Source organism: Streptomyces sp. TRM49041 (assembly GCF_008271805.1).
GTDB lineage: Bacteria > Actinomycetota > Actinomycetes > Streptomycetales > Streptomycetaceae > Streptomyces.
In genome coordinates, this window is the sequence record NZ_VSRY01000147.1 from 176,009 (window position 1) to 195,929 (window position 19,921).

A 19,921-nucleotide genomic window follows, 5' to 3' on the forward strand; every position below is an offset into this window, starting at 1 on the left:
ATTCTGAATTTGTGCCGCTACTAAACAAACTCGCGCCCGCCCCCCGGGGAGCAGTCGGCGGAGACCCCGCCGTCCCCTCCCTGTCCCGTCTCCGCACCGCCGTCACGCTCTTCTTCGCCCTCGACGGATTCCTCTTCGCCGGCTGGGTCGTCCGCATCCCCGCGATCAAGCAGCAGACCGGCTCGTCGGCGAGCGACCTCGGCCTGGCCCTCCTCGGCGTCTCGGCCGGCGCCGTCGTCACCATGACGCTGACCGGCCGCCTGTGCCGGCGCTACGGCAGCCACGCGGTCACGGTCGCCTCGGCCGTCCTGCTCTCGCTGAGCATCGCGCTCCCCGCGCTCACCCGCTCGACGCTCGCGCTCGGCCTCGTACTGCTCGTCTTCGGCACCGCGTACGGCGCCATCAACGTGGCGATGAACAGCGCCGCCGTCGATCTGGTCGCGGCGCTGCGGCGACCGGTGATGCCCGGCTTCCACGCCGCGTTCAGCCTCGGCGGCATGCTGGGCGCCGGGCTCGGCGGCCTGGTCGCGAGCGGCCTCTCCCCCGCCGCGCACCTGCTCGGTCTCACCGTCGTCGGTCTGCTCCTGACGGCCGCGGCCGGTCCCGTACTCCTGCGCCACCCCTCCCCGGCGCCGCCGGAGGCCCTGCCCGCCACCCCCCGGTCCGGCGGGCGGCGACGCCTGGACCGCCGGTCGCGGCGGCTGGTCACCGTCTTCGGCGTGATCGCCCTGTGCACCGCGTACGGGGAGGGCGCCCTCGCCGACTGGGGCGCCCTGCACCTGGCGCAGGACCTGCACGCGCACCCCGGCGTCGCGGCCGCCGGGTACTCCCTGTTCGCACTGACCATGACCGCCGGGCGCCTCTCCGGTACGGCGCTGCTGGAACGCCTCGGCCAGACCAGGACGCTCGTGGCGGGCGGCGCGACGGCCGCCGTCGGCATGCTGCTGGGCGCGCTCGCGCCGAGCGTGTGGCTCGCGCTGCTCGGCTTCGCGGTCACGGGCCTCGGGCTGGCGAACATCTTCCCGGTGGCGGTGGCCAGGGCGGGCGCGCTGGCGGGGCCCGCCGGGGTGGCGGCCGCGTCCACGCTCGGCTACGGCGGCATGCTGCTGGGCCCGCCCGTGATCGGCTTCCTCGCGGACTGGTTCTCGCTGCCGGTCGCGCTGACGACGGTCGCGGCGCTCGCCGCGGGCGCCGCGGTGATCGCCCACCGCGCTCGGAACGCGGCGGCGCCCAGGGCGGTCTGAGTCCCCGGCGATAGGCGCACCGGCCCCACCGGTGACCGGCACGACGCGCGACGATCCACGCACGCGCAGCGGTTGATACGCGGGGCGCAATGGCAGAATTCCGGCATGGAGACTGCCGAGCACATCAAGTACCTCGTCCGCGAGGGCCAGTTGCTGGCCGACGCCGCCGACCAGGCGGGCCCCGACGCCGAGGTCCCCACCTGCCCCGGCTGGCGGGTGCGGGACCTGCTGCGTCACACCGGCATGGTGCACCGCTGGGCGACCGCGTTCGTCGCGGAGGGCCACACCTCGTACCGTCGCGGCGCAGGCGAGCCCGACCTCGACGGCGACGCGCTGCTGGACTGGTACCGGGAGGGGCACGGTCTGCTGGTCACCGCGCTGACCGAGGCCCCCGAGTCCCTGGAGTGCTGGGCGTTCCTGCCGGCGCCGTCCCCGCTGGCCTTCTGGGCGCGCCGCCAGGCCCACGAGACGACCGTGCACCGCGTCGACGCGGAGTCCGCGCTGGGCCTGGTGGCCGGCCGGTCGCCGGTCGAGCCCGAACTGGCCGCCGACGGCATCGACGAGCTGCTGTGCGGATTCCACGGCAGGGAGAAGAGCCGCGTGCGTACGGACCGGCCGGGCACCCTGCGCGTACGGGCCAAGGACACCGACGACGTGTGGACCGTACGGATGTCCACGGAAGCGCCATGCACCACGCGCGCGGCGGAAAGGCCGGCGGACTGCGAGCTGAGCGGTCCGGCGGAGGCCCTCTACCTCACCCTGTGGAACCGGATCCCGGCCGGCTCCCCCGCCGTCGCGCTGTCCGGCGAGGAGCGGCTGGCGCGGCTGTGGCGCGAGACGTCGGCGGTGACATGGTGAGCCGGGGGCAGGTAGCGGTACAGCCGGTGCGCCACGAGCAGCAGGCCGAACGCCCACCATGCGGCGCGGCGGTGCCCGGAGAACACCGCCGCGAACACCGCGACGACGACGGGGAGCAGCGCGGGACCGCACGTGCCTGACGGCGTCGGGCACGAATGTGCCCATGAGGAGCTGCGGGCCGACGCGCCGTGGCACCCGGTGTTCCGCCTGCCGCCGACGTGACGCCGAAGCGGCACGGACCGCGGGCACCACACGGCTACGGCCGCTCCGGCTCCTCCCGCTCGTCCCGCGCCCGCGGCTCCTGCGGCTCCTGCTGCCGCTGCTCGCCCGCCTCCGCCGCCGCCTGCCTGCGGTCCAGCGCCTCCAGCGCGCGGCGCGCGAGGGTGTTCGTCCGTACGATCCCGGCGAGCGTCGTCGCCCCACGCGTTATGTCCGTGAACACCCGCCAGGCCGGCCGCAGTCCGGTGACCGCCGCGTGCAGCAGCGCCGGGCGCCGCGCGAACACGGTGAGCATCCGCCGCCCGACCGCCATCTCGGCACCCAGCCCGGACTTGATCGCGAACGCGTAGTTCAGCGCCTGTCTGCGCGCTTCCACCGCGTCGTGCGCCTCGGCGATCCGCGCCGCCCACTCCCCCGCGAGCCGTCCCGAGCGCAGCGCGAACGAGATGCCCTCGCGGGTCCACGGCTCCAGCAGCCCGGCCGCGTCCCCGCAGACGATGACGCGGCCGCGCGACAGCGGCGAGTCGTCGCTGCGGCACCGGGTCAGATGCCCGGAGGAGATGGCCGGTTCGAAACCGGCGAGGCCGAGCCGGGCGACGAAGTCCTCCAGGTACCGCTTGGTGGCCGCGCCCTCGCCGCGCGCCGAGATGACTCCGACGGTGAGCGTGTCGCCCTTCGGGAACACCCAGCCGTAACTTCCCGGCATCGGGCCCCAGTCGATGAGGACCCGTCCCGCCCAGTCCTCCGCCACGGTCGGCGGGACCGGGATCTCCGCCTCAAGACCGAGGTCCACCTGGTCCAGCTTGACCCCGACGTGGGCTCCTATCCGGCTGGCGCTGCCGTCCGCGCCGACCACCGCCCGTGCCAGGACCGTCTCGCCGTCGGCCAGGACTACGGCGACGGTGCGCCGGTCCGGCACCGCGGCGCCGTGCTGCTCGACCCGGGCCACCGCCACGCCCGTACGCAGTTCGGCGCCGGCCTTCTGCGCGTGCTCCACCAGCTGGGCGTCGAACTCGGGCCGGTTGATCAGCCCGAACAGCATGCGCCGGGAGCGGCGCGTACGGGCGAACCTGCCGTTCATCGAGAACGTGACGGCGTGCACCCGGTCCCGCAGCGGGAGTTCGAAGCCCGGCGGCAGCGCGTCCCGCGACGGGCCGATGATGCCGCCACCGCATGTCTTGTAGCGGGGCAGCGCGGCCTTCTCGAGGAGCAGCACCCGACGGCCCTCGACTGCCGCGGCGTAGGCCGCGGACGCTCCCGCCGGCCCCGCGCCGACCACGACGACATCCCACACGTTCTCGCTGCTCACGATGTGCTTCTGCTCCCGGTTCCGACCCGTGATCCAAGCTCTCCACCGCATCCTACGGGGCGGGCGCCGGACGGCCCTGTGCGAGGATCGGACCGGCGTTCGCCGCACACAGCGCCGCGGCGCCCCGCAGACCGCTGTCGCACCCACCAGGAGCGTGCCCATGACCGCCCAGCCGACCCCCGGGCCGATCGCCGCCAGTGTCGCCTCCCTGATGCCCCGCGCCCGGGCGGAGCTCACGGAGCTGGTGGCGTTCCAGTCGGTGGCGGACCCGGCCCAGTTCCCGAGGAGCGAGTGCGAGGCCGCCGCCACCTGGGTGGCCGACGCGCTGCGTGCCGAGGACTTCACGGACGTGGCGGTCCTGGACACCCCGGACGGCTCGCAGGCCGTGTACGGCCTGCTGCCCGGCCCGGCCGGCGCGCCGACCGTGCTGCTGTACGCCCACTACGACGTGCAGCCTCCGCTGGACCTGGCGGGCTGGGACTCGCCGCCGTTCGAGCTGACCGAGCGCGACGGCCGCTGGTACGGGCGTGGCGCGGCGGACTGCAAGGGCGGGTTCATCATGCACCTGCTCGCGCTGCGCGCCCTGAAGGCGAACGGCGGCATACCGGTCGGCGTCAAGATGATCGTCGAGGGCTCCGAGGAGCAGGGCACCGGCGGTCTGGAGCGGTACGCCGAGGAGCACCCCGGGCTGCTGGCCGCCGACGCGATCGTGATCGGCGACACCGGCAACTTCCGGGTCGGCCTGCCGACCGTCACCGCGTCGCTGCGCGGCATGACGATGCTGCGGGTCCAGGTGGACACGCTGTCGGGCAATCTGCACTCGGGCGTGTTCGGCGGCGCCGCGCCGGACGCGCTGGCCGCCCTCATCCGCGTACTGGACTCGCTGCGCGCGGAGGACGGTTCGACGACGGTCGACGGGCTGGCGGCGGACGCCGAGTGGCGGGGCCTGCAGTACACGGAGGAGGACTTCCGGCGGGACGCGAAGGTGCTGGACGGTGTGGAGCTGATCGGAGCGGGGACGGTCGCCGAGCGGCTGTGGGCCCGCCCGGCTGTCACGGTGATCGGCATCGACTGCCCGCCGGTCGTCGGGGCGACCCCGTCGGTGCAGTCCACCGCGCGTGCCCAGATCAGCCTGCGCGTGCCGCCCGGGCAGGACGCCTCGGAGGCGACGAAGCTGCTCACCGCGCATCTCCAGGCGCACACCCCGTGGGGCGCGCGGGTGGTGGTCGAACAGGTGGGGCAGGGACAGCCGTTCCAGGCGGACGTGGCCAGCCCGGCGTACACATCGATGGCGGAGGCCCTGGCGGCGGCGTACCCGGGCGAGCGGATGCAGGCCGCCGGCATGGGCGGGTCGATCCCGCTCTGCAACACGCTGGGCGCGCTGTATCCGGACGCGGAGATCCTGCTGATCGGGCTGAGCGAGCCGGAGGCCAAGATCCACGCGGTGAACGAGAGCGTATCGCCGGAGGAGCTGGAGCGGATGTCCGTCGCGGAGGCGCTGTTCCTGCGGAACTACGCGCGGTCGAAGCGGGGTTGAGCTCAGGGCGGAACTCGCCCTGAGCGTAGCGGGGGCTGCCCGGCGGGGCCGCCCCCTTAGCGTCATGGCATGGACGCGAAACCACGCACGGACATGAACGTGGACATGGCTGTCGTAGAGGTGCTCCCGCGGCTGCATCTCCTGCGCTTCCCCGTGGGCCAGGCGTATCTGTGGCGGGACGACGGGCACGACGGCGACCACGGCGGCGAGCTGACGCTCATCGACGCGGGGTGGGCGGGAGCCGCGGGCTCCCTCGGCCGGGCCCTCCGGGAGGCGGGTGGCGCCGGTGCCCGGCTCCGCCGGATCGTGCTCACGCACTGCCACCGCGACCACGTGGGCGCGGCGGAGGCGCTCGCGGAGCGGTACGGCGCCGAGGTCCTCGCCCACCGGCTGGACGCGGCGGTGATCCGGGGCGAGGCCCCGGTCCCCGAACCGGACCTGCTGGACTGGGAGATACCCCTGTACGAGCACGGCCTCACCGTGCCCGTGGCACCGCCCACGCGTGTGGACCTCGAGCTGGAGGACGGGGACACCCTGGACTTCGGCGGCGGCGCCCAGATCCTGCACACTCCCGGCCACACCCCCGGCTCCGTCGCGGTCCACCTGCCGCAGCACGGCGTGCTGTTCACCGGCGACACGGTGGCTTCGGTGGGCCGGGTGGGCCTGGGCGTCTTCCATATGGACCGCCCTCGGGCCATGGCGTCCATGCGCCGCCTGGCCACGCTCCCCGTCCGCGCGGTCTGCTTCGGCCACGGCGACCCCCTGACGACGGACGCGGCGTCGGTACTGCGGGCGGCGGCCCAGGCGACGGCGGGCCCGCCGCGGGAGACGGCGCCGTAGGGCGGGCGGGGTGACGGCGCCGTCGCGGGGTGACAGCGCCGCCGTGGCGGGGTGACGGCGCCCGCCGTCGTGGGGTGACGGCGCCCGCCGTCGTGGGGACGGGCGCTCTCGTGTCAGCCGACCGGGACGCCGGCCTCCAGGTTCAGGACTGTGCCGCGTTCGCGGGCGCGGAGGGCCCAGCGGAGGCGCTCGTAGCGGACCGGGGGCAGCATGTCCGCGGCCTCCGCCTCGGTCGCGAAGCGCCAGCCGCGCAGTTCGGAGCCGGGCAGCAGGACACGGTCGGCCTGGGCGGCGGTGAGCCGGCCGCCGTCGAAGAGCAGCCGCAGGCCACCGTAGCCGGGCGGGCTGGGCGGCTCCCAGTCGACGACCAACAGCCCGGGTACGGCCGCCAGCTCCAGCCCCGTCTCCTCGGCCACCTCCCGCATCGCCGCCCGCGCCGGTGCCTCGCCCCGCTCCACCACCCCGCCGGGGAACTCCCAGCCCGGCTTGTACGTCGGATCCACGAGAAGCACCCGGTCCTGCTCGTCGAAGAGCAGCACCCCCGCCGCCAGCGTCTCCCCCGTCGGCTCCGGTGTCTGCACGATCCCGCAGACTCCCGCCTCGCCGGTCCGTACCGCGTCGGCGATCGCCTTCGCGGTGGCCTCCGGGGTGAGGGAGCCGTTGTCGACGGCGTACGCGTCGGCCGCGAGCCACCCGTCGAGCGCGGCACGGTACGGCTCTATGTGGTCCAGGGCCCACTTCCTGACCCGTTCATTTCCGGCCGGGTCGTCGGCGCACTCGTCCCGCGCCGCGATCCGCTCGCGCAGGATCGTTTCATCTTGCGTCAGAACGATATGGCGAACGGTGATACGACGGGACGCGAGACCGCCGAAGATCTCGTCGCGGTACTCCTGCCGGAGCAGGGTCATCGGCACGACGAGCACCCCTCCCACCTCGGCGAACAGCGCGGCCGCCGTGTCCACGACGAGGCGCCGCCAGATGGTCAGGTCCTGGTGGTCGCCGGTGCCCGCCGGCCGTTCCGGCGGCAGCAGGAGCGGGAGCGCCCTGCCGATCAGCTCAGGGTCGTACAAGGTGCTGTTCGGGATCAGATCGATCAGTTCGCGCGCGGCACTGGTCTTGCCGGCGCCGAACGCACCGTTGATCCAGACGATCACGGTTCCCCCTCTTCCGTAGGCCCCCAGTGGCTTGCCCGCAACACCCTGCCACGGAAACCCGTGTCCACCGGGCGCGTGGCCGTAACGCTCCGGGGCCCGTGGGGGTTCCTGCCGGAGGCGCACACAGGCACAGCCCGTGAAAGGCACGTGAGTTGGCCGAATCCGGTGGTATACGGGCAGGTCCGCCGCGCTCCGTGTCAGCGGGGCGCCAGCACCACCCACACCTGTCCGGGGGCGAACGCCAGGGGCGCGCCGGCCGGGGTCGTGAAGGTGGTGCCGTCGGTGGCCGCCGGACGGCTCCACCGGGCTTCGTGGGCCTTCCCGTCCCGCAGGACGAGCGCCGTGCCGGAGCCGACCGTCTCGGTGTACGGGGTGACGTTGCCCCCACTGTCCTTGAACTCGGACGGGCGGACCGTGACGTTCTGGACCACGAGGGTCTTCGGGCCGAGGCGCTTGCCGTCCGTGGTGCTCGCCGCGGTGCCGTCCATGGACACGAGCCAGCGCTTCTCGGGCGCGGACCAGGTGAAGCTGTAGCGCGCGGCGGGGAACCGGACGGTCTGCTCGTCCACCTGCCGGCCGCCCTCCGGTGCGGCTCCGAAGCGGAACCCGATGTCCCGCGCCTTGTCGGCGTCCGGGGCGGCGGCGAGGGCGCGTTCGGGCCGGAGGTAGAGGTTGTGCGGGGCGGGGCGGCCGGGGTCGCGGACGTACGCCGCGGGGGCCCGCTCGGGCGGCAGCGGGTAGAGCGGAGCGTCCTGGATGAGGCCCTTCAGCGCGCTCTGCACCCCGGAGTAGGCGAGCGCCGGACGCCCGAACTGGCGCAGCAGTTCCACGTCCGACTCCCGCGCGCTGCGCACGGGGCCGACCCTTGGCGGCTCCTGCGACGAGTACACGGCGAGCAGCCGGGTCAGGCCGGCTTCGACCTGCTCGACGTACACGATGTCGGCGGCCCCGAGCCCGGTGTGCGGCCGTGCCGCCCGCACGTTGTCGATCTTCACGGCGAGGACGGGGCCGACGCGGCCGGGGAGGCCGGTGAAGGGCGAGACGGACGCGGGGGTCGGTGTCACCGCGGGCGAGGCGGGCGGACTGGTCACGGAGGACCCCCCTCCCGACTGGGGCGAGGAGCACTGGCCCAGCAAGAGCGCGAGCGCGAGCCCGACGGCCGCCATCACGGCGATGGCGATACCGACCGGTCGTCGCGAACGCAGCGCATCCAAGTCAGCTCCCTGCCTTCCTCAAGTGCACCACGAAAGCCACCCGGACGACAGCCGCCACAGAAGACGCCCCACGCCACCGCCGGGTGGATCACCCGGCACATCCGGACACCTCTCCCGGGGCGCGAGGCACACGGGGCCGGCGGGTGGGCGCCCCAGGCGGGGCCGGAGCGAGCAGGGCGAGGCCCGAGCAGGGCGAGGCCCGAGCGGTCGAGCACGAGAAGGCGGCGCCCGAGCGGTCGAGCACGAGAAGGCGGCGCCCGAGGCGGCGGCCGAGGAAGGTGGAGCCCGAGAAGGACGTGGCTCCAGGGCGGGGCACGACTGGACCCCGTTCTCCACGACTATCTCGGTACCGCCTGCAGCGCCAGCGTTGCCGCCGCCGCGCCCAGCAGACCCGCGTCCGTGCCCGTCAGGGCGGGGGTGACCGTCAGGTCGCGCACGAACGACAGCGTCGCGTAGTCCCGGAGGGCGCGCCGCAGCGGTGCGAAGAGGACCTCCCCCGCACCGGCCACGCCGCCCCCGATCACCGCGATCCGCACCTCCATCAGCGTCGCCGTCGCAGCGATCCCCGCCGCCAGCGCCTGCGCGGCGCGCTCGAAGGAGGCACGGGCCACCGGGTCACCGGCGCGCGCCGCCGCAGCCACGGCGGCCGCCGTGGAGTCCCCGTCCGGGCCCGGGCGCCAGCCCTCGGCCAGGGCGCGGCGGGCGATGTTGGGCCCGCTGGCGATGCGTTCCACACAGCCGCGGCCTCCGCAGGGGCACGGATCGCCGTCCAGGTCGACACTGATGTGCCCGATGTGACCGGCGTTGCCCGTGGGCCCGGAGTGCAGTCGCCCGTCCAGGACGAGGCCGCCGCCCACGCCGGTGGAGACGACCAGGCACAGCGCGTTGTCGTAGCCACGGGCGGCGCCCTGCCAGTGCTCCGCGGCGGTCATGGCGACCCCGTCGCCGACCAGCTCGACAGGCCGCCCACCGGTCACCGCGCGGACGCGCTCCACCAGCGGGTAGTCGCGCCACCCGGGCACGTTGACCGGGCTGACGGTGCCCGCCGACGCGTCCACCGGCCCCGCGCTCCCGATGCCCACCGCCCCGGCCCGCTCCCACAGCGGCGACGCCGCCAGCTCCGCGAGCACGGACTCGACCGCGCGCATCACGGTGTCGCCGTCCTCCCGCGCGGGCGTCGGCCGCTGCGCCCGGACGACGATCCGGCCGCCCCCGTCGACCAGCGCGCCCGCGATCTTCGTACCGCCGATGTCCAGCGCGGCGACGACGAGGTCGGTGGACGGATCGTGCCCCCGGTCGGTGTACATCTCTGTCGGTTCCCCCGTCACTACTGTCGGACCTGCGGATTCAGATGCGTCCGGTCAGTCTTCCGGGTTCTGACAACGTTGTCCAGGCCCTATGCTCGACGCCACAGCCTTCCACATTCGGACAACGACGGACAGGAACCGCACACAGTGGCCGAGACCGCCCGCCGCCCCGACCACCGCTACGGCAACCGGCCCACCATGAAGGACGTCGCCGCCCGAGCCGGTGTCGGCCTCAAGACAGTCTCCCGGGTCGTCAACGGCGAGGCGGGGGTCACCCCCGACACCGAGCGCCGCGTCCAGGAAGCCATCCAGGCCCTCGGCTTCCGCCGCAACGACAGCGCCCGGGTGCTGCGCAAGGGCCGTACGGCCTCCGTCGGCCTGGTGCTGGAGGACCTCGCCGACCCGTTCTACGGACCGTTGAGCCGCGCCGTCGAGGAGGTCGCCCGCGCCCATGGGGCGCTGCTCATCAACGGGTCCAGTGCCGAGGACCCGGACCGGGAGCAGGAGCTGGCCCTGGCGCTGTGCGCACGCCGCGTGGACGGGCTCATCGTGATCCCGGCGGGCACCGACCACCGCTATCTCGAGCCCGAGATCAGAGCCGGGATCGCCACCGTCTTCGTGGACCGCCCGCCCGGGCGGATCAAGGCGGACACGGTCCTGTCCGACAGCTTCGGCGGGGCGCGGGAGGGCGTCGCCCACCTCATCGCGCACGGTCACCGCCGGATCGGGTTCATCGGCGACCAGCCGCGCATCCACACCGCCGTGGAGCGGCTGCGCGGCTACCGGGCGGCGATGGAGGACGCGGGGCTGCCCGTCGAGGAGTCGTGGGTGTCGCTGGGCTCGACGGAGCCCGGGCGGGTGCGGGAGGCGGTCACCGCGATGCTGGGCGGGCCGGAACCGGTGACCGCGCTGTTCGCCGGGAACAATCGGGTGACCGTGACCGCCGTACGGGAGCTCGCCGCTCACGGGCGGCCGGTCGCCCTGGTCGGCTTCGACGACATCGAGCTGGCCGACCTGCTGGGCATCACGGTCATCGCCCAGGACTCCGCCGCGCTGGGACGTACGGCGGCGGAGCGGCTGTTCCGCCGCCTCGACGGCGTCAACGAGGCGCCCGCGAGCGTGGAGCTGGCGACGACGCTCATCCCGCGCGGCTCGGGCGAGATCCCACCCGCGTAGCGCGCCGGCCGACCACTCTCTCAGCGAACGGGCAGGCAGGGCACCGGGGCGTCGTTCCGTTGCCGCGCCGCCCGGGCCCGCCACAGGCGCGGCTCTCGTCCTCGACGGGGAGACCGCCCCGTAGGCAGAGTGGCGGGCGCGCCGACCCGTAGGCCGGGGCGGGCCTTCGGGGCCTCGCCTCGCGAGGTGATCGATCCTGTGTGGTTCCGCGTCCGGCGGACATGGGCACATGTCGCTCCCCGGCCGTCCGCCGCGCCGCGCGAGGCGCAGCACGCGCAGGACGGACGCGGGGGCGAGCGGTCGTTCCGCACGACGGGCCCCCGGCTCACAGCGGCGACCGGCGACGGCCGCTGCGGCGGCGCCTGCCGGTATCGCCGCAGCGGTCTGGACGGCGAGCCGGTCCCAGCCCCGCGACGGTGCACGCGGACAAGGCACGGGGCAGGCGTGACAGTCCCGGCGGGCGCCCGCCGGCAAGCGCTCACTGCGCGGCCGTCAGGTCTCCGCGCCGCGGGGCGGAGAAGCGGTCCAGATCGGCGCGGGTGAGGCCGGTGAGGCGGTCCACCTCGGCGGTGTCGAGGGCGCCGCAGTCGATGCCGCGCAGCAGGTACGAGCTGAGAGCCTTGGCCGTGGCGGGCTCGTCCATGACGTCGCCACCGGCCTGGTTGGCGTAAGCGGCGAGGCGGGCGGCGGCCTGCTCGTACCCCTCGCGGTAGAAGGCGAACACTGCGGCGTACCGGGTGGGGAGGTGGCCGGGGTGCATGTCCCAGCCCTGGTAGTAGGCGCGGGCGAGGGCGCGGCGGGTGAGCCCGTAGTGGAGCCGCCAGGCGTCGTGGACCTTCTCGGTGGGGCCGACGGGGAGGACGTTCGTCGAGCCGTCGGAGACCCGCACGCCGGTGCCGGCCGCGGCGACCTGCATGACGGCCTTGGCGTGGTCGGCGGCGGGGTGGTCGCCGGCCTGGTAGGCGGCGGAGACGCCGAGGCAGGCGCTGTAGTCGAAGGTGCCGTAGTGGAGTCCGGTGGCGCGGCCCTCGGCGGCGTCGATCATGCGGGCGACGGTGGCGGTGCCGTCGGCGGCGAGGATGGACTGGCTGGTCTCGATCTGGATCTCGAAGCCGATCCGGCCGGGCTCCAGGCCACGCGCCTTCTCGAACTCCTCCAGCAGCCGCACCATCGCGGTGACCTGCTCGGGATAGGTGACCTTGGGGAGAGTGAGGACGAGCCCTCCGGGCAGGCCGCCGGCCTCCATCAGGCCGGTGAGGAAGATGTCGAGCGTACGGATGCCGCGGTCTCGTACGGCGGCCTCCATGCACTTCATGCGGATGCCCGTGTACGGAGCGGCCGTGCCGTTCCGGTACGCCTCGGCGACGAGGCGGGCGGCGCGGGCGGCGTCGCGGTCCTCGTCGGCGTCGGTGCGGCCGCCGTAGCCGTCCTCGAAGTCGACACGCAGGTCCTCGACGGGTTCGCGCTCCAGCTTGGCCCGCACGCGCGCGTGGACCGGTTCGGCGAGCTCGCCCGACAGGCCGAGGACGGCGGCGAGGGAGGCGGCGTCCGGGGCGTGCTCGTCGAGGGCTGCGAGGGCCTGGTCGCCCCAGGAGCGGATGGTGTCGGCGGCGAAGGCGTCAGCGGGTACGTAGACGGTGTGGACGGGCTGGCGGGTGCCGGGGTCGCCCGGGTAGCGGCGGGCGAGCTCCGCGTCCACCGAGGCGAGGGAGGCGCTGATGCCCTCGCTGACCGCGCCGGCGAGGCTGGTCGCCACCTGCTCCTGCTGACCCATGACCCGTAGCCCTCCACTCTGAGCGATTTCCGCTTCCCGGAATCAACAATCCGTATAGTGAAGTTATCCGCGGCGGCTGAGCTGCGTCAATGCCGTCGCACCACCGCCCCGATGATCTGCCGGAACGGCGCGGGGCCGCGCGGTGAGTGCACCGCGCGGCCCCGGGCCGTGAAGATGTCGCAGATCAGCCCTTGCGGGTCTTGATCTCCTCGGTGAGCTGCGGGACGACCTCGAAGAGGTCGCCGACCACGCCGTAGTCGACCAGGTCGAAGATCGGGGCCTCGGGGTCCTTGTTGATGGCCACGATGGTCTTCGAGGTCTGCATACCGGCGCGGTGCTGGATCGCGCCGGAGATACCGGTGGCGATGTACAGCTGCGGCGAGACGGACTTTCCGGTCTGGCCGACCTGGCTGGTGTGCGGGTACCAGCCGGCGTCGACGGCGGCACGCGAGGCGCCCACGGCCGCGCCGAGCGTGTCGGCCAGGCCCTCGATGAGCGAGAAGTTCTCGGCGCCGCTGAGGCCACGGCCGCCGGAGACCACGATCGCGGCCTCGGTCAGCTCGGGGCGGCCGGTCGACTCGCGCGGGGTACGGGAGACGACCTTGGTGCCGGTGGCCTTCTCGGAGAAGGAGACCGTGAGGGCCTCGACGGCGCCCGCGGCCGGAGCGGCCTCGACGGCGGCCGAGTTCGGCTTGACCGTGATGACCGGGGTGCCCTTGGAGACGCGGGACTTGGTGGTGAACGCGGCGGCGAACACGGACTGCGTCGCGACCGGGCCCTCGTCGCCGGACTCGAGGTCGATGGCGTCCGTGATGATGCCGGAGCCGATACGGACCGCGAGGCGGGCGGCGATCTCCTTGCCCTCGGCGGAGGACGGGACGAGCACGGCGGCCAGGGAGCCGCCGGCGGACGCCGCCTCGTACGCGGCCTGGAGCGCGTCGACCTTGGGGACGACGAGGTAGTCGGCGAACTCGGGGGCGTCGGCGGTCAGGACACGGGCCGCGCCGTGCTCGGCGAGCGTGGCGGCGGTGGCCTCGGCGCCGGAGCCGAGGGCGACGGCGACCGGCTCGCCGATGCGGCGGGCCAGCGTCAGCAGCTCCAGGGTGGGCTTGCGGACGGCGCCGTCCACGTGGTCGACGTAGACGAGAACTTCAGCCATGGGATTGCTCTCCTGCGAATGCGAAGTCTGAGGGGCTGTCGATAGCTCGGGCTCTGCGCTCTGCGCTCTGCGCTCTGCGCTCGCGAGCCTTAGATGAACTTCTGGCTCGCGAGGAACTCGGCCAGCTGCTTGCCGCCCTCGCCCTCGTCCTTGACGATCGTGCCTGCCGTACGGGCCGGACGCTCCGCCGCGGAGTCGACCTTGGTCCAGGCGCCCTCGAGGCCGACCTCGTCGGCGTCGATGTCGAGGTCGTCCAGGTCCAGGGACTCCACCGGCTTCTTCTTGGCGGCCATGATGCCCTTGAAGGACGGGTAGCGGGCCTCGCCCGACTGGTCCGTCACGGACACGACGGCCGGCAGGGACGCCTCGAGCTGCTCGGTCGCGGCGTCGCCGTCGCGGCGGCCCTTGACGGTGCCGTCCTCGACGGAGACATCGGAGAGCAGGGTGACCTGCGGGACGCCCAGACGCTCGGCGAGAAGCGCCGGCAGGACACCCATGGTGCCGTCGGTGGACGCCATACCGCAGATGACCAGGTCGTAGCCGGTCTTCTCGATGGCCTTGGCGAGGACGAGCGAGGTGCCCATGACGTCGGTGCCGTGCAGGTCGTCGTCCTCCACGTGGACGGCCTTGTCGGCACCCATGGACAGCGCCTTGCGCAGGGCGTCCTTGGCGTCCTCGGGACCGACGGTCAGCACGGTGATCTCCGCGTCGTCGGCCTCGTCGGCGATCTGCAGCGCCTGCTCGACCGCGTACTCGTCCAGCTCCGACAGCAGGCCGTCGACGTCGTCGCGGTCGACGGTCAGGTCATCGGCGAAGTGCCGGTCGCCGGTGGCGTCGGGCACGTACTTCACACAGACAACGATCCTCAAGCTCACGCCGGCTCTCCTACTGCATCGTCATTACTGGGCTGCCTTGTTGCACGCAGCATAGGCGCCTGATGGGGCGGTTTCCGCTCGGGGCGACAGGCGCCCCGCAACGAAATATTACTCATCAGTACACCGGGTGCCTTCCCGCTAAGCAAGCGCTTTGAACTGTGACCTTGCCAACGCTGAGTAACCGGGATCTGTCAGTCCCGCAGAGCGTTGAAGCGACCGTGGTGGTAGAGCAGCGGCCGGCCCGCCTCGGCCGCCGGGTCACCCGCCACGACCTCCGCGACGACGATGCGATGGTCTCCGGCGGGGACGCGGCCGACGACCCGGCACACCAGCCAGGCGAGGACGCCGTCGAGTACCGGGACGCCTCCGGGACCGGGGGTCCAGCGGGTCGGGGCGGCGAAGCGGTCGGCACCGCTGCGCGCGAAGGTGGCGGCCAGGTCCCGCTGGTCCTCACCGAGTACGTGGACGCCGACGTGGGTGGCCGTGGAGACGGCGGGCCAGCTGGACGACGACGTGCCGATGCCGAACGAGACGAGCGGCGGCTCGGCGGAGACGGAGGTCAGGGAGCTGGCGGTGAATCCGACGGGCCGGCCTCCATGGGCCGGATCCCCGGGTGCCGTGATCACCGCGACACCGGAGGCGTGCCGGCGGAAGGCGGAGCGGAGAAGTTCGGGGCCGGCGATGACCGGGTCGGCGATGACCGGGTCGGCGAGGGGTGCGGTGCCGAGGTCGGGCGTGACCGTCATGGAATTGTCCTTCTGCGTGGGGCGCGTGCGTGAGTCGGTGGTCCGTGGCTTCTCAGACACCCGGACAGAGCGCGCTCGCGTTGCGGGCCAGATCCACATGGGCCCGCCCGTGGAGAAGGATTTCGTAGGGCACGGGCGTCAGCCTGGCGACGTGCGACCGGCCCCGTCAAGGGCGTACCGGAAGATGGGACGCGCATCACGGCCGGTCAGCGGGGGGTTCAGAGGGCGCGGCCGAGGGCGGCGATGACGTCCGCCCTGCGTGGCAGGCCGACGGCCCGCCGGACGACGCGGCCGGCCGCGTCGAGGACGAGAACGGTGGGCGTGGCGGTGATGCCGAGGTCCCGCACGAGGGCGAGGTGCTCCTCGGCGTCGATCTCGACGTGGGCGACGCCGTCGACCATGGCCGTCACATCGGCGAGGGTGCGGCGGGTGGCGCGGCAGGGCTGACAGAAGGCGGTGGAGAACTGTACGAGCGTGGCGCGCTCGCCGAGTTCGGCGCCCAGTCGGTCCGGGCCGAGCATCCGCCCGTGCCCGTGCGTACCCTCTCGCACCTCTGCCACCTTCCGTCCATCCGTCCACCCAGGCGCCGGCCTGACGTGACGAGTATCTCGCCCCTATCTCGGCCGGTGAACGCCCCTGGGGTGGCCTGTGCGCGGTACATGGGGCAGCATCTGCCCCATGCCGAAAACCTACGGCTGCGTAACTTCCGCCGGGAGAACCCTCCCCAGGCATAGAAGAAGGGTGTTCTCCTGATGGCAGAACTCGTCTATCGGCCGGTCATCGGCGCCGCTCTCGGGATGTTCAAGGCGCTCGACCTCAAGATCGACACTCAGGGTTCGGAGAACATCCCGCGCAGCGGCGGGGCGGTCCTGGTCAGCAACCACATCAGCTATCTCGACTTCATCTTCAGCGGTCTCGCGGCGCTGCCGCAGAAGCGTCTGGTGCGCTTCATGGCCAAGGAGGCCGTGTTCCGGCACAAGATCTCCGGGCCGCTGATGCGGGGCATGAAGCACATCCCCGTGGACCGCGAACAGGGTGAGGCGGCGTACCGGCACGCGCTGGACTCGCTGCGCTCCGGTGAGATCGTGGGTGTGTTTCCGGAGGCGACGATCTCCCAGTCCTTCACGCTCAAGAGCTTCAAGTCGGGTGCGGCGCGGCTGGCCCAGGAGGCGGGCGTGCCGCTGATCCCGATGGCACTGTGGGGTACGCAGCGGCTGTGGACCAAGGGCCGGCCGCGCAACTTCAAGCGCAGCCACATCCCGGTGACGATCCGGGTGGGCGAGCCGATGGAGGCGCCGACCGACCAGTACGCGGGTGCGATCACGCGGCGCCTGCGCGAGCGGGTCCAGGAGCTCCTGGAGTCAGCCCAGCGCGCCTACCCGGTGCGCCCGAAGGACGCGGACGACACCTGGTGGATTCCGGCCCACCTGGGCGGCACCGCGCCGTCGCCGGCGCAGCTGCGCGAGGCCAAGTAGCGCACCGCGGGGGCCGGGCGGGGCCGGGCACGCCACGGGCCGGGCGGGGCCGCGCGCCTCGCTGCTCACGCGGGCCCGGGTTCACACCGGCGCGTGGACCGTGACGCGGGCGCCGGGGCTGAGCTTCTCCAGGGACTCGGCGAGTTCCGCCCCTGCCGCCGCCAGCTCGGCAGGGGTCATCGGCGCGAGGCCCTCCAGCAGGAACAGGGCGTTCACGGACTCCTCGGTGAGCCGTGTGCGGACACCCTGGCGCCAGTTCCAGCGGCGGCAGGTGACGCCCTCGTCATCGCGCCAGACGATCTCGCCGGGCTCCGGGTGCTCGACGACCTCGGCGCCGGCCGCGGCGGTGGCGAACGGCTCGTCGCCGGTGGCGCGGACGAGGTGCATGCCGCCGCGGACGCGGTCGGCGTCCTCGCCGCCGACGGGGACGAGGTGGGCGACGCTGACCGCGTTGTACGCGTCGACGAGCCGGTTGATGCGCGGCAGCCCGCCGTCGACGAGGGCCCGCCGCGCCAGCGCCTCGGCGGAGTTGCGGGTACGGGAAGGCTTGGCGCCGAACGCGGTGTAGGCGGCCCGCCAGGCGGCCATGCTCGGGTCCTCGTGCGGGGCACGGCCGTCGAGGCGGTCGGCGAGGCGGCGGGCCGCGTCTTCGAGCAGGGCGGAACTGGCCGGATCGCTGGGGCCGTTTACCAGACCGTGCGCCTCGACGGCGAGGTGGGTGAAGCCGGGGACGAGGGTGCGGACCTCGTCGTGGACGGTGAGCGTGATGGTCATGGTCCGCCGTTCAGAGTTCCGTGGGCCGGATCTTCCACAGGTGTGACCGGTCGGTGGCGGCCCGCAGGGCCCTCAGCACCACCGGACAAGGTGCAGCATACAATACTTCACAGTTCAGTCCATTGAACTTCGATCGCCCAGGGAACGCCAGCCGCTCCTCGTCGGGCGCAGCCACGCGCCCACCGACGGCGACCGGCCCGAGAATCGCCCCGAACCGCCAGCGGCACAGGGTGGCGGACTCCGGCCCGCCGCAGGACGGGGGGATCGGCCCCATATCCGCGGAGCGTACGGACACGGCCGACCGGACGTCAATCGACTTCCGGTCGGCCGCATACTCATACAAGCATCAGGCGTGTATCGGGTGTGTATCGGGTGTGTACGGAGAGCCCTAGCGGGACATCTCCTCCTTCAGCGCCAGGACGAACGCGTCCACGTCGTCCTCCATCGTGTCGAAGGAGCACATCCAGCGCACGTCGCCGGCGGCCTCGTCCCAGAAGTAGAACCTGAACCGCTTCTGCAGCCGCACACTCACGTCGTGCGGCAGCCGCGCGAACACGGCGTTGGCCTGCACCGGATAGAGGATCTCCACGCCGTCGACCGCGCGGACACCCTCGGCGAGCCGCTGCGCCATCGCGTTGGCGTGCCGGGCGTTGCGCAGCCACAGGTCCTTCGCGAGCAGCGCCTCGAACTGCACGGACACGAACCGCATCTTGGAGGCGAGCTGCATGGACATCTTGCGCAGATGCTTCATGTGGTGGCCCACGTCCGGATTGAGGACGACGAGCGCCTCGCCGAAGACCAGCCCGTTCTTGGTGCCGCCGTACGACAGGACGTCGACGCCCACCGCGTTGGTGAACGCGCGCATCGGCACGTTCAGCGACGCGGCCGCGTTGGCCAGCCGGGCGCCGTCGACGTGCACCTTCATGCCCAGGCCGTGGGCGTGCTCGACGATCGCGCGGATCTCGTCCGGCGTGTAGACGGTGCCCAGTTCGGTGTTCTGCGCTATGGAGACGACCTGCGGCATGGCCCGGTGCTCGTCGTCCCAGCCGAACGCCTGCCGGTCGATCAGCTCGGGGGTGAGCTTGCCGTCCGGCGTGGGCACCGTGAGCAGCTTGAGGCCGGCCATGCGCTCGGGCGCGCCGCCCTCGTCCACGTTGATGTGCGCGGACTCGGCGCAGATCACCGCGCCCCAGCGGTCGGTGAGCGCCTGGAGGGCGGTGACGTTGGCGCCGGTGCCGTTGAACACCGGGAACACCTCGGCCGTAGGACCGAAATGGCTGTGCATCACGCGCTGGAGGTGATCGGTGTACTCGTCCTCGCCGTAGGCCACCTGGTGGCCGCCGTTGGCGAGGGCGAGGGCCGCGAGGATCTCCGGGTGGGCTCCCGCGTAGTTGTCGCTGGCGAAGCCCCGGACCGACGGGTCGTGGTGACGACGTGCGTCGGTACGGGTGGGGAACGCCGGGGTCACGGCTTGGGGGTCAGCCACAGACGCTGTCCATTCACATCCTGGGCGGGCCGGTCCCAGACGCCGGCGATGGCGTCGGCCAGGTCCTTGGCGTCGGTGAAGCCCGCGAACTTCGCATTCGGGCGCTCGGCGCGCATGGCGTCGTGCACCAGTGCCTTGATCACCAGGATCGCAGCAGCCGCCTTGGGGCCGTCCTCACCCCCCGCCTTGCGGAAGGAGTCGCCGAGCGCGAGTGTCCACGCCTCCGCGGCGGCCTTGGCCGCCGCGTACGCGGCGTTGCCCTCGGTCGGGCTGCTGGCGCCGGACTGGCTGACGAGGAGGAACCGGCCCCGGTCGCTGCGCTTGAGCGCCTCGTGGAAGGCGAGGGAGGTGTGCTGGACGGTGCGGATGAGAAGCCTCTCCAGCACGTCCCAGTCGGCGAGGTCGGTGTCGCCGAAGGTGGCGCTGCCGCGCCAGCCGCCGACGAGGTGGACCAGGCCGTCGACGCGCCCGAACTCCTTCTCGGTCTTGTCGGCCCACTCGCGGGTCGCGGCGGGGTCGAGCAGGTCGACCGTGTCACCGGTGACGGTCGCGCCGCCGTGCGCGTACCGGGCGGCGTCGACCGCTCCGGCGAGCCGCTCCGGGTCGGCGTCGGCGCCGACGACGGTCGCGCCGGCCTCCGCGAGCCGCAGCAGCGCGGCACGGCCCGCCGGGCCCGCCGCTCCGGCGACCGCGATCACGGCACCGTCCAGCGGCCCGCCGTTCCCGTTGCTCGTCATGGTCCTCGCCTCCTGCGTCTGCGTACCGGATGTACCG

19 protein-coding genes are annotated in these 19,921 nt (G+C 73.3%); 6 read left to right on the plus strand and 13 right to left on the minus strand.

Going from position 1 to position 19,921, the window contains the following annotated elements; genetic code table 11:
- The first annotated feature begins 11 nt into the window (after window positions 1-11).
- Together FVS66_RS21770 and FVS66_RS21775 are read left to right on the plus strand one after the other, a co-directional pair.
- Complete coding sequence (locus FVS66_RS21770) at window positions 12-1,244, plus strand: MFS transporter (RefSeq protein ID WP_149182862.1); 1,233 nt, start codon at window positions 12-14, stop codon at window positions 1,242-1,244.
- Window positions 1,245-1,349: 105 nt separating this feature from the next.
- A complete protein-coding gene (locus FVS66_RS21775; protein WP_149182863.1) occupies window positions 1,350-2,102 on the plus strand; it encodes a maleylpyruvate isomerase family mycothiol-dependent enzyme in 753 nt (250 codons plus the stop codon).
- A 256-nt stretch (window positions 2,103-2,358) separates the two neighbouring features.
- On the opposite strand, the gene FVS66_RS21785 is transcribed toward FVS66_RS21775, so the two are convergent.
- Window positions 2,359-3,681 (minus strand): geranylgeranyl reductase family protein, encoded by a 1,323-nt coding sequence (locus FVS66_RS21785; RefSeq protein ID WP_399226012.1) that lies wholly within the window; start codon window positions 3,679-3,681, stop codon window positions 2,359-2,361.
- Between the two features lie 109 nt (window positions 3,682-3,790).
- Between FVS66_RS21785 and FVS66_RS21790 the strand changes: the two genes are divergently transcribed.
- Both FVS66_RS21790 and FVS66_RS21795 read left to right on the plus strand, forming a co-directional pair.
- Entirely contained in the window at window positions 3,791-5,167 is a 1,377-nt protein-coding gene (locus tag FVS66_RS21790; RefSeq protein WP_149182865.1) for a dipeptidase, read from the plus strand.
- A 105-nt stretch (window positions 5,168-5,272) separates the two neighbouring features.
- A complete protein-coding gene (locus FVS66_RS21795; RefSeq protein WP_149183010.1) occupies window positions 5,273-6,007 on the plus strand; it encodes an MBL fold metallo-hydrolase in 735 nt (244 codons plus the stop codon).
- 113 nt (window positions 6,008-6,120) lie between these two features.
- On the opposite strand, the gene FVS66_RS21800 is transcribed toward FVS66_RS21795, so the two are convergent.
- The 3 genes from FVS66_RS21800 to FVS66_RS21810 all read right to left on the minus strand — a co-directional run bounded on the left by FVS66_RS21800 (window position 6,121) and on the right by FVS66_RS21810 (window position 9,682).
- Window positions 6,121-7,161, minus strand: a complete 1,041-nt coding sequence (locus FVS66_RS21800; protein WP_149182866.1) for an NUDIX domain-containing protein — start codon at window positions 7,159-7,161, stop codon at window positions 6,121-6,123.
- A gap of 197 nt (window positions 7,162-7,358) precedes the next feature.
- Window positions 7,359-8,327, minus strand: a complete 969-nt coding sequence (locus FVS66_RS21805; RefSeq protein ID WP_149183011.1) for a DUF3048 domain-containing protein — start codon at window positions 8,325-8,327, stop codon at window positions 7,359-7,361.
- Window positions 8,328-8,713: 386 nt separating this feature from the next.
- Complete coding sequence (locus FVS66_RS21810) at window positions 8,714-9,682, minus strand: ROK family protein (RefSeq protein WP_149182867.1); 969 nt, start codon at window positions 9,680-9,682, stop codon at window positions 8,714-8,716.
- A gap of 198 nt (window positions 9,683-9,880) precedes the next feature.
- Between FVS66_RS21810 and FVS66_RS21815 the strand changes: the two genes are divergently transcribed.
- Window positions 9,881-10,858: a LacI family DNA-binding transcriptional regulator gene (locus tag FVS66_RS21815; protein ID WP_187645651.1), complete on the plus strand. Its 978-nt coding sequence runs from the start codon at window positions 9,881-9,883 to the stop codon at window positions 10,856-10,858.
- Window positions 10,859-11,336: 478 nt separating this feature from the next.
- Here the strand turns inward: FVS66_RS21815 and FVS66_RS21820 are convergent, their stop codons facing one another.
- The 6 genes from FVS66_RS21820 to FVS66_RS21840 all read right to left on the minus strand — a co-directional run bounded on the left by FVS66_RS21820 (window position 11,337) and on the right by FVS66_RS21840 (window position 15,933).
- Window positions 11,337-12,632, minus strand: coding sequence for a DUF6986 family protein (locus FVS66_RS21820; protein WP_149182869.1), 1,296 nt, complete (start codon window positions 12,630-12,632; stop codon window positions 11,337-11,339).
- 184 nt (window positions 12,633-12,816) lie between these two features.
- Window positions 12,817-13,791, minus strand: coding sequence for an electron transfer flavoprotein subunit alpha/FixB family protein (locus tag FVS66_RS21825; RefSeq protein ID WP_149182870.1), 975 nt, complete (start codon window positions 13,789-13,791; stop codon window positions 12,817-12,819).
- 89 nt (window positions 13,792-13,880) lie between these two features.
- On the minus strand, window positions 13,881-14,666 hold the full coding sequence (locus tag FVS66_RS21830; RefSeq protein ID WP_149182871.1) for an electron transfer flavoprotein subunit beta/FixA family protein: 786 nt from the start codon (window positions 14,664-14,666) through the stop codon (window positions 13,881-13,883).
- A 191-nt stretch (window positions 14,667-14,857) separates the two neighbouring features.
- Window positions 14,858-15,412, minus strand: a complete 555-nt coding sequence (locus FVS66_RS21835) for a flavin reductase family protein (RefSeq protein WP_149182872.1) — start codon at window positions 15,410-15,412, stop codon at window positions 14,858-14,860.
- A gap of 52 nt (window positions 15,413-15,464) precedes the next feature.
- A complete protein-coding gene (locus FVS66_RS36925; RefSeq protein WP_399226066.1) occupies window positions 15,465-15,545 on the minus strand; it encodes a putative leader peptide in 81 nt (26 codons plus the stop codon).
- 85 nt (window positions 15,546-15,630) lie between these two features.
- Window positions 15,631-15,933 carry a thioredoxin family protein gene (locus FVS66_RS21840; RefSeq protein ID WP_149183012.1) on the minus strand — a complete coding sequence of 101 codons (303 nt, stop codon included), beginning with the start codon at window positions 15,931-15,933 and terminating at the stop codon, window positions 15,631-15,633.
- 231 nt (window positions 15,934-16,164) lie between these two features.
- On the opposite strand from FVS66_RS21840, the gene FVS66_RS21845 reads away from it, so the two are divergent.
- Entirely contained in the window at window positions 16,165-16,887 is a 723-nt protein-coding gene (locus FVS66_RS21845; protein ID WP_149182873.1) for a lysophospholipid acyltransferase family protein, read from the plus strand.
- Window positions 16,888-16,968: 81 nt separating this feature from the next.
- On the opposite strand, the gene FVS66_RS21850 is transcribed toward FVS66_RS21845, so the two are convergent.
- The 3 genes from FVS66_RS21850 to FVS66_RS21865 all read right to left on the minus strand — a co-directional run bounded on the left by FVS66_RS21850 (window position 16,969) and on the right by FVS66_RS21865 (window position 19,884).
- Window positions 16,969-17,661: a phenylalanine--tRNA ligase beta subunit-related protein gene (locus FVS66_RS21850; RefSeq protein WP_149182874.1), complete on the minus strand. Its 693-nt coding sequence runs from the start codon at window positions 17,659-17,661 to the stop codon at window positions 16,969-16,971.
- 388 nt (window positions 17,662-18,049) lie between these two features.
- Complete coding sequence (locus FVS66_RS21860; protein ID WP_149183013.1) at window positions 18,050-19,129, minus strand: low specificity L-threonine aldolase; 1,080 nt, start codon at window positions 19,127-19,129, stop codon at window positions 18,050-18,052.
- Complete coding sequence (locus FVS66_RS21865; RefSeq protein ID WP_149182875.1) at window positions 19,126-19,884, minus strand: SDR family NAD(P)-dependent oxidoreductase; 759 nt, start codon at window positions 19,882-19,884, stop codon at window positions 19,126-19,128. The genes FVS66_RS21860 and FVS66_RS21865 overlap by 4 nt, the downstream gene beginning before the upstream one ends.
- Between the last annotated feature and the right edge of the window lie 37 nt (window positions 19,885-19,921).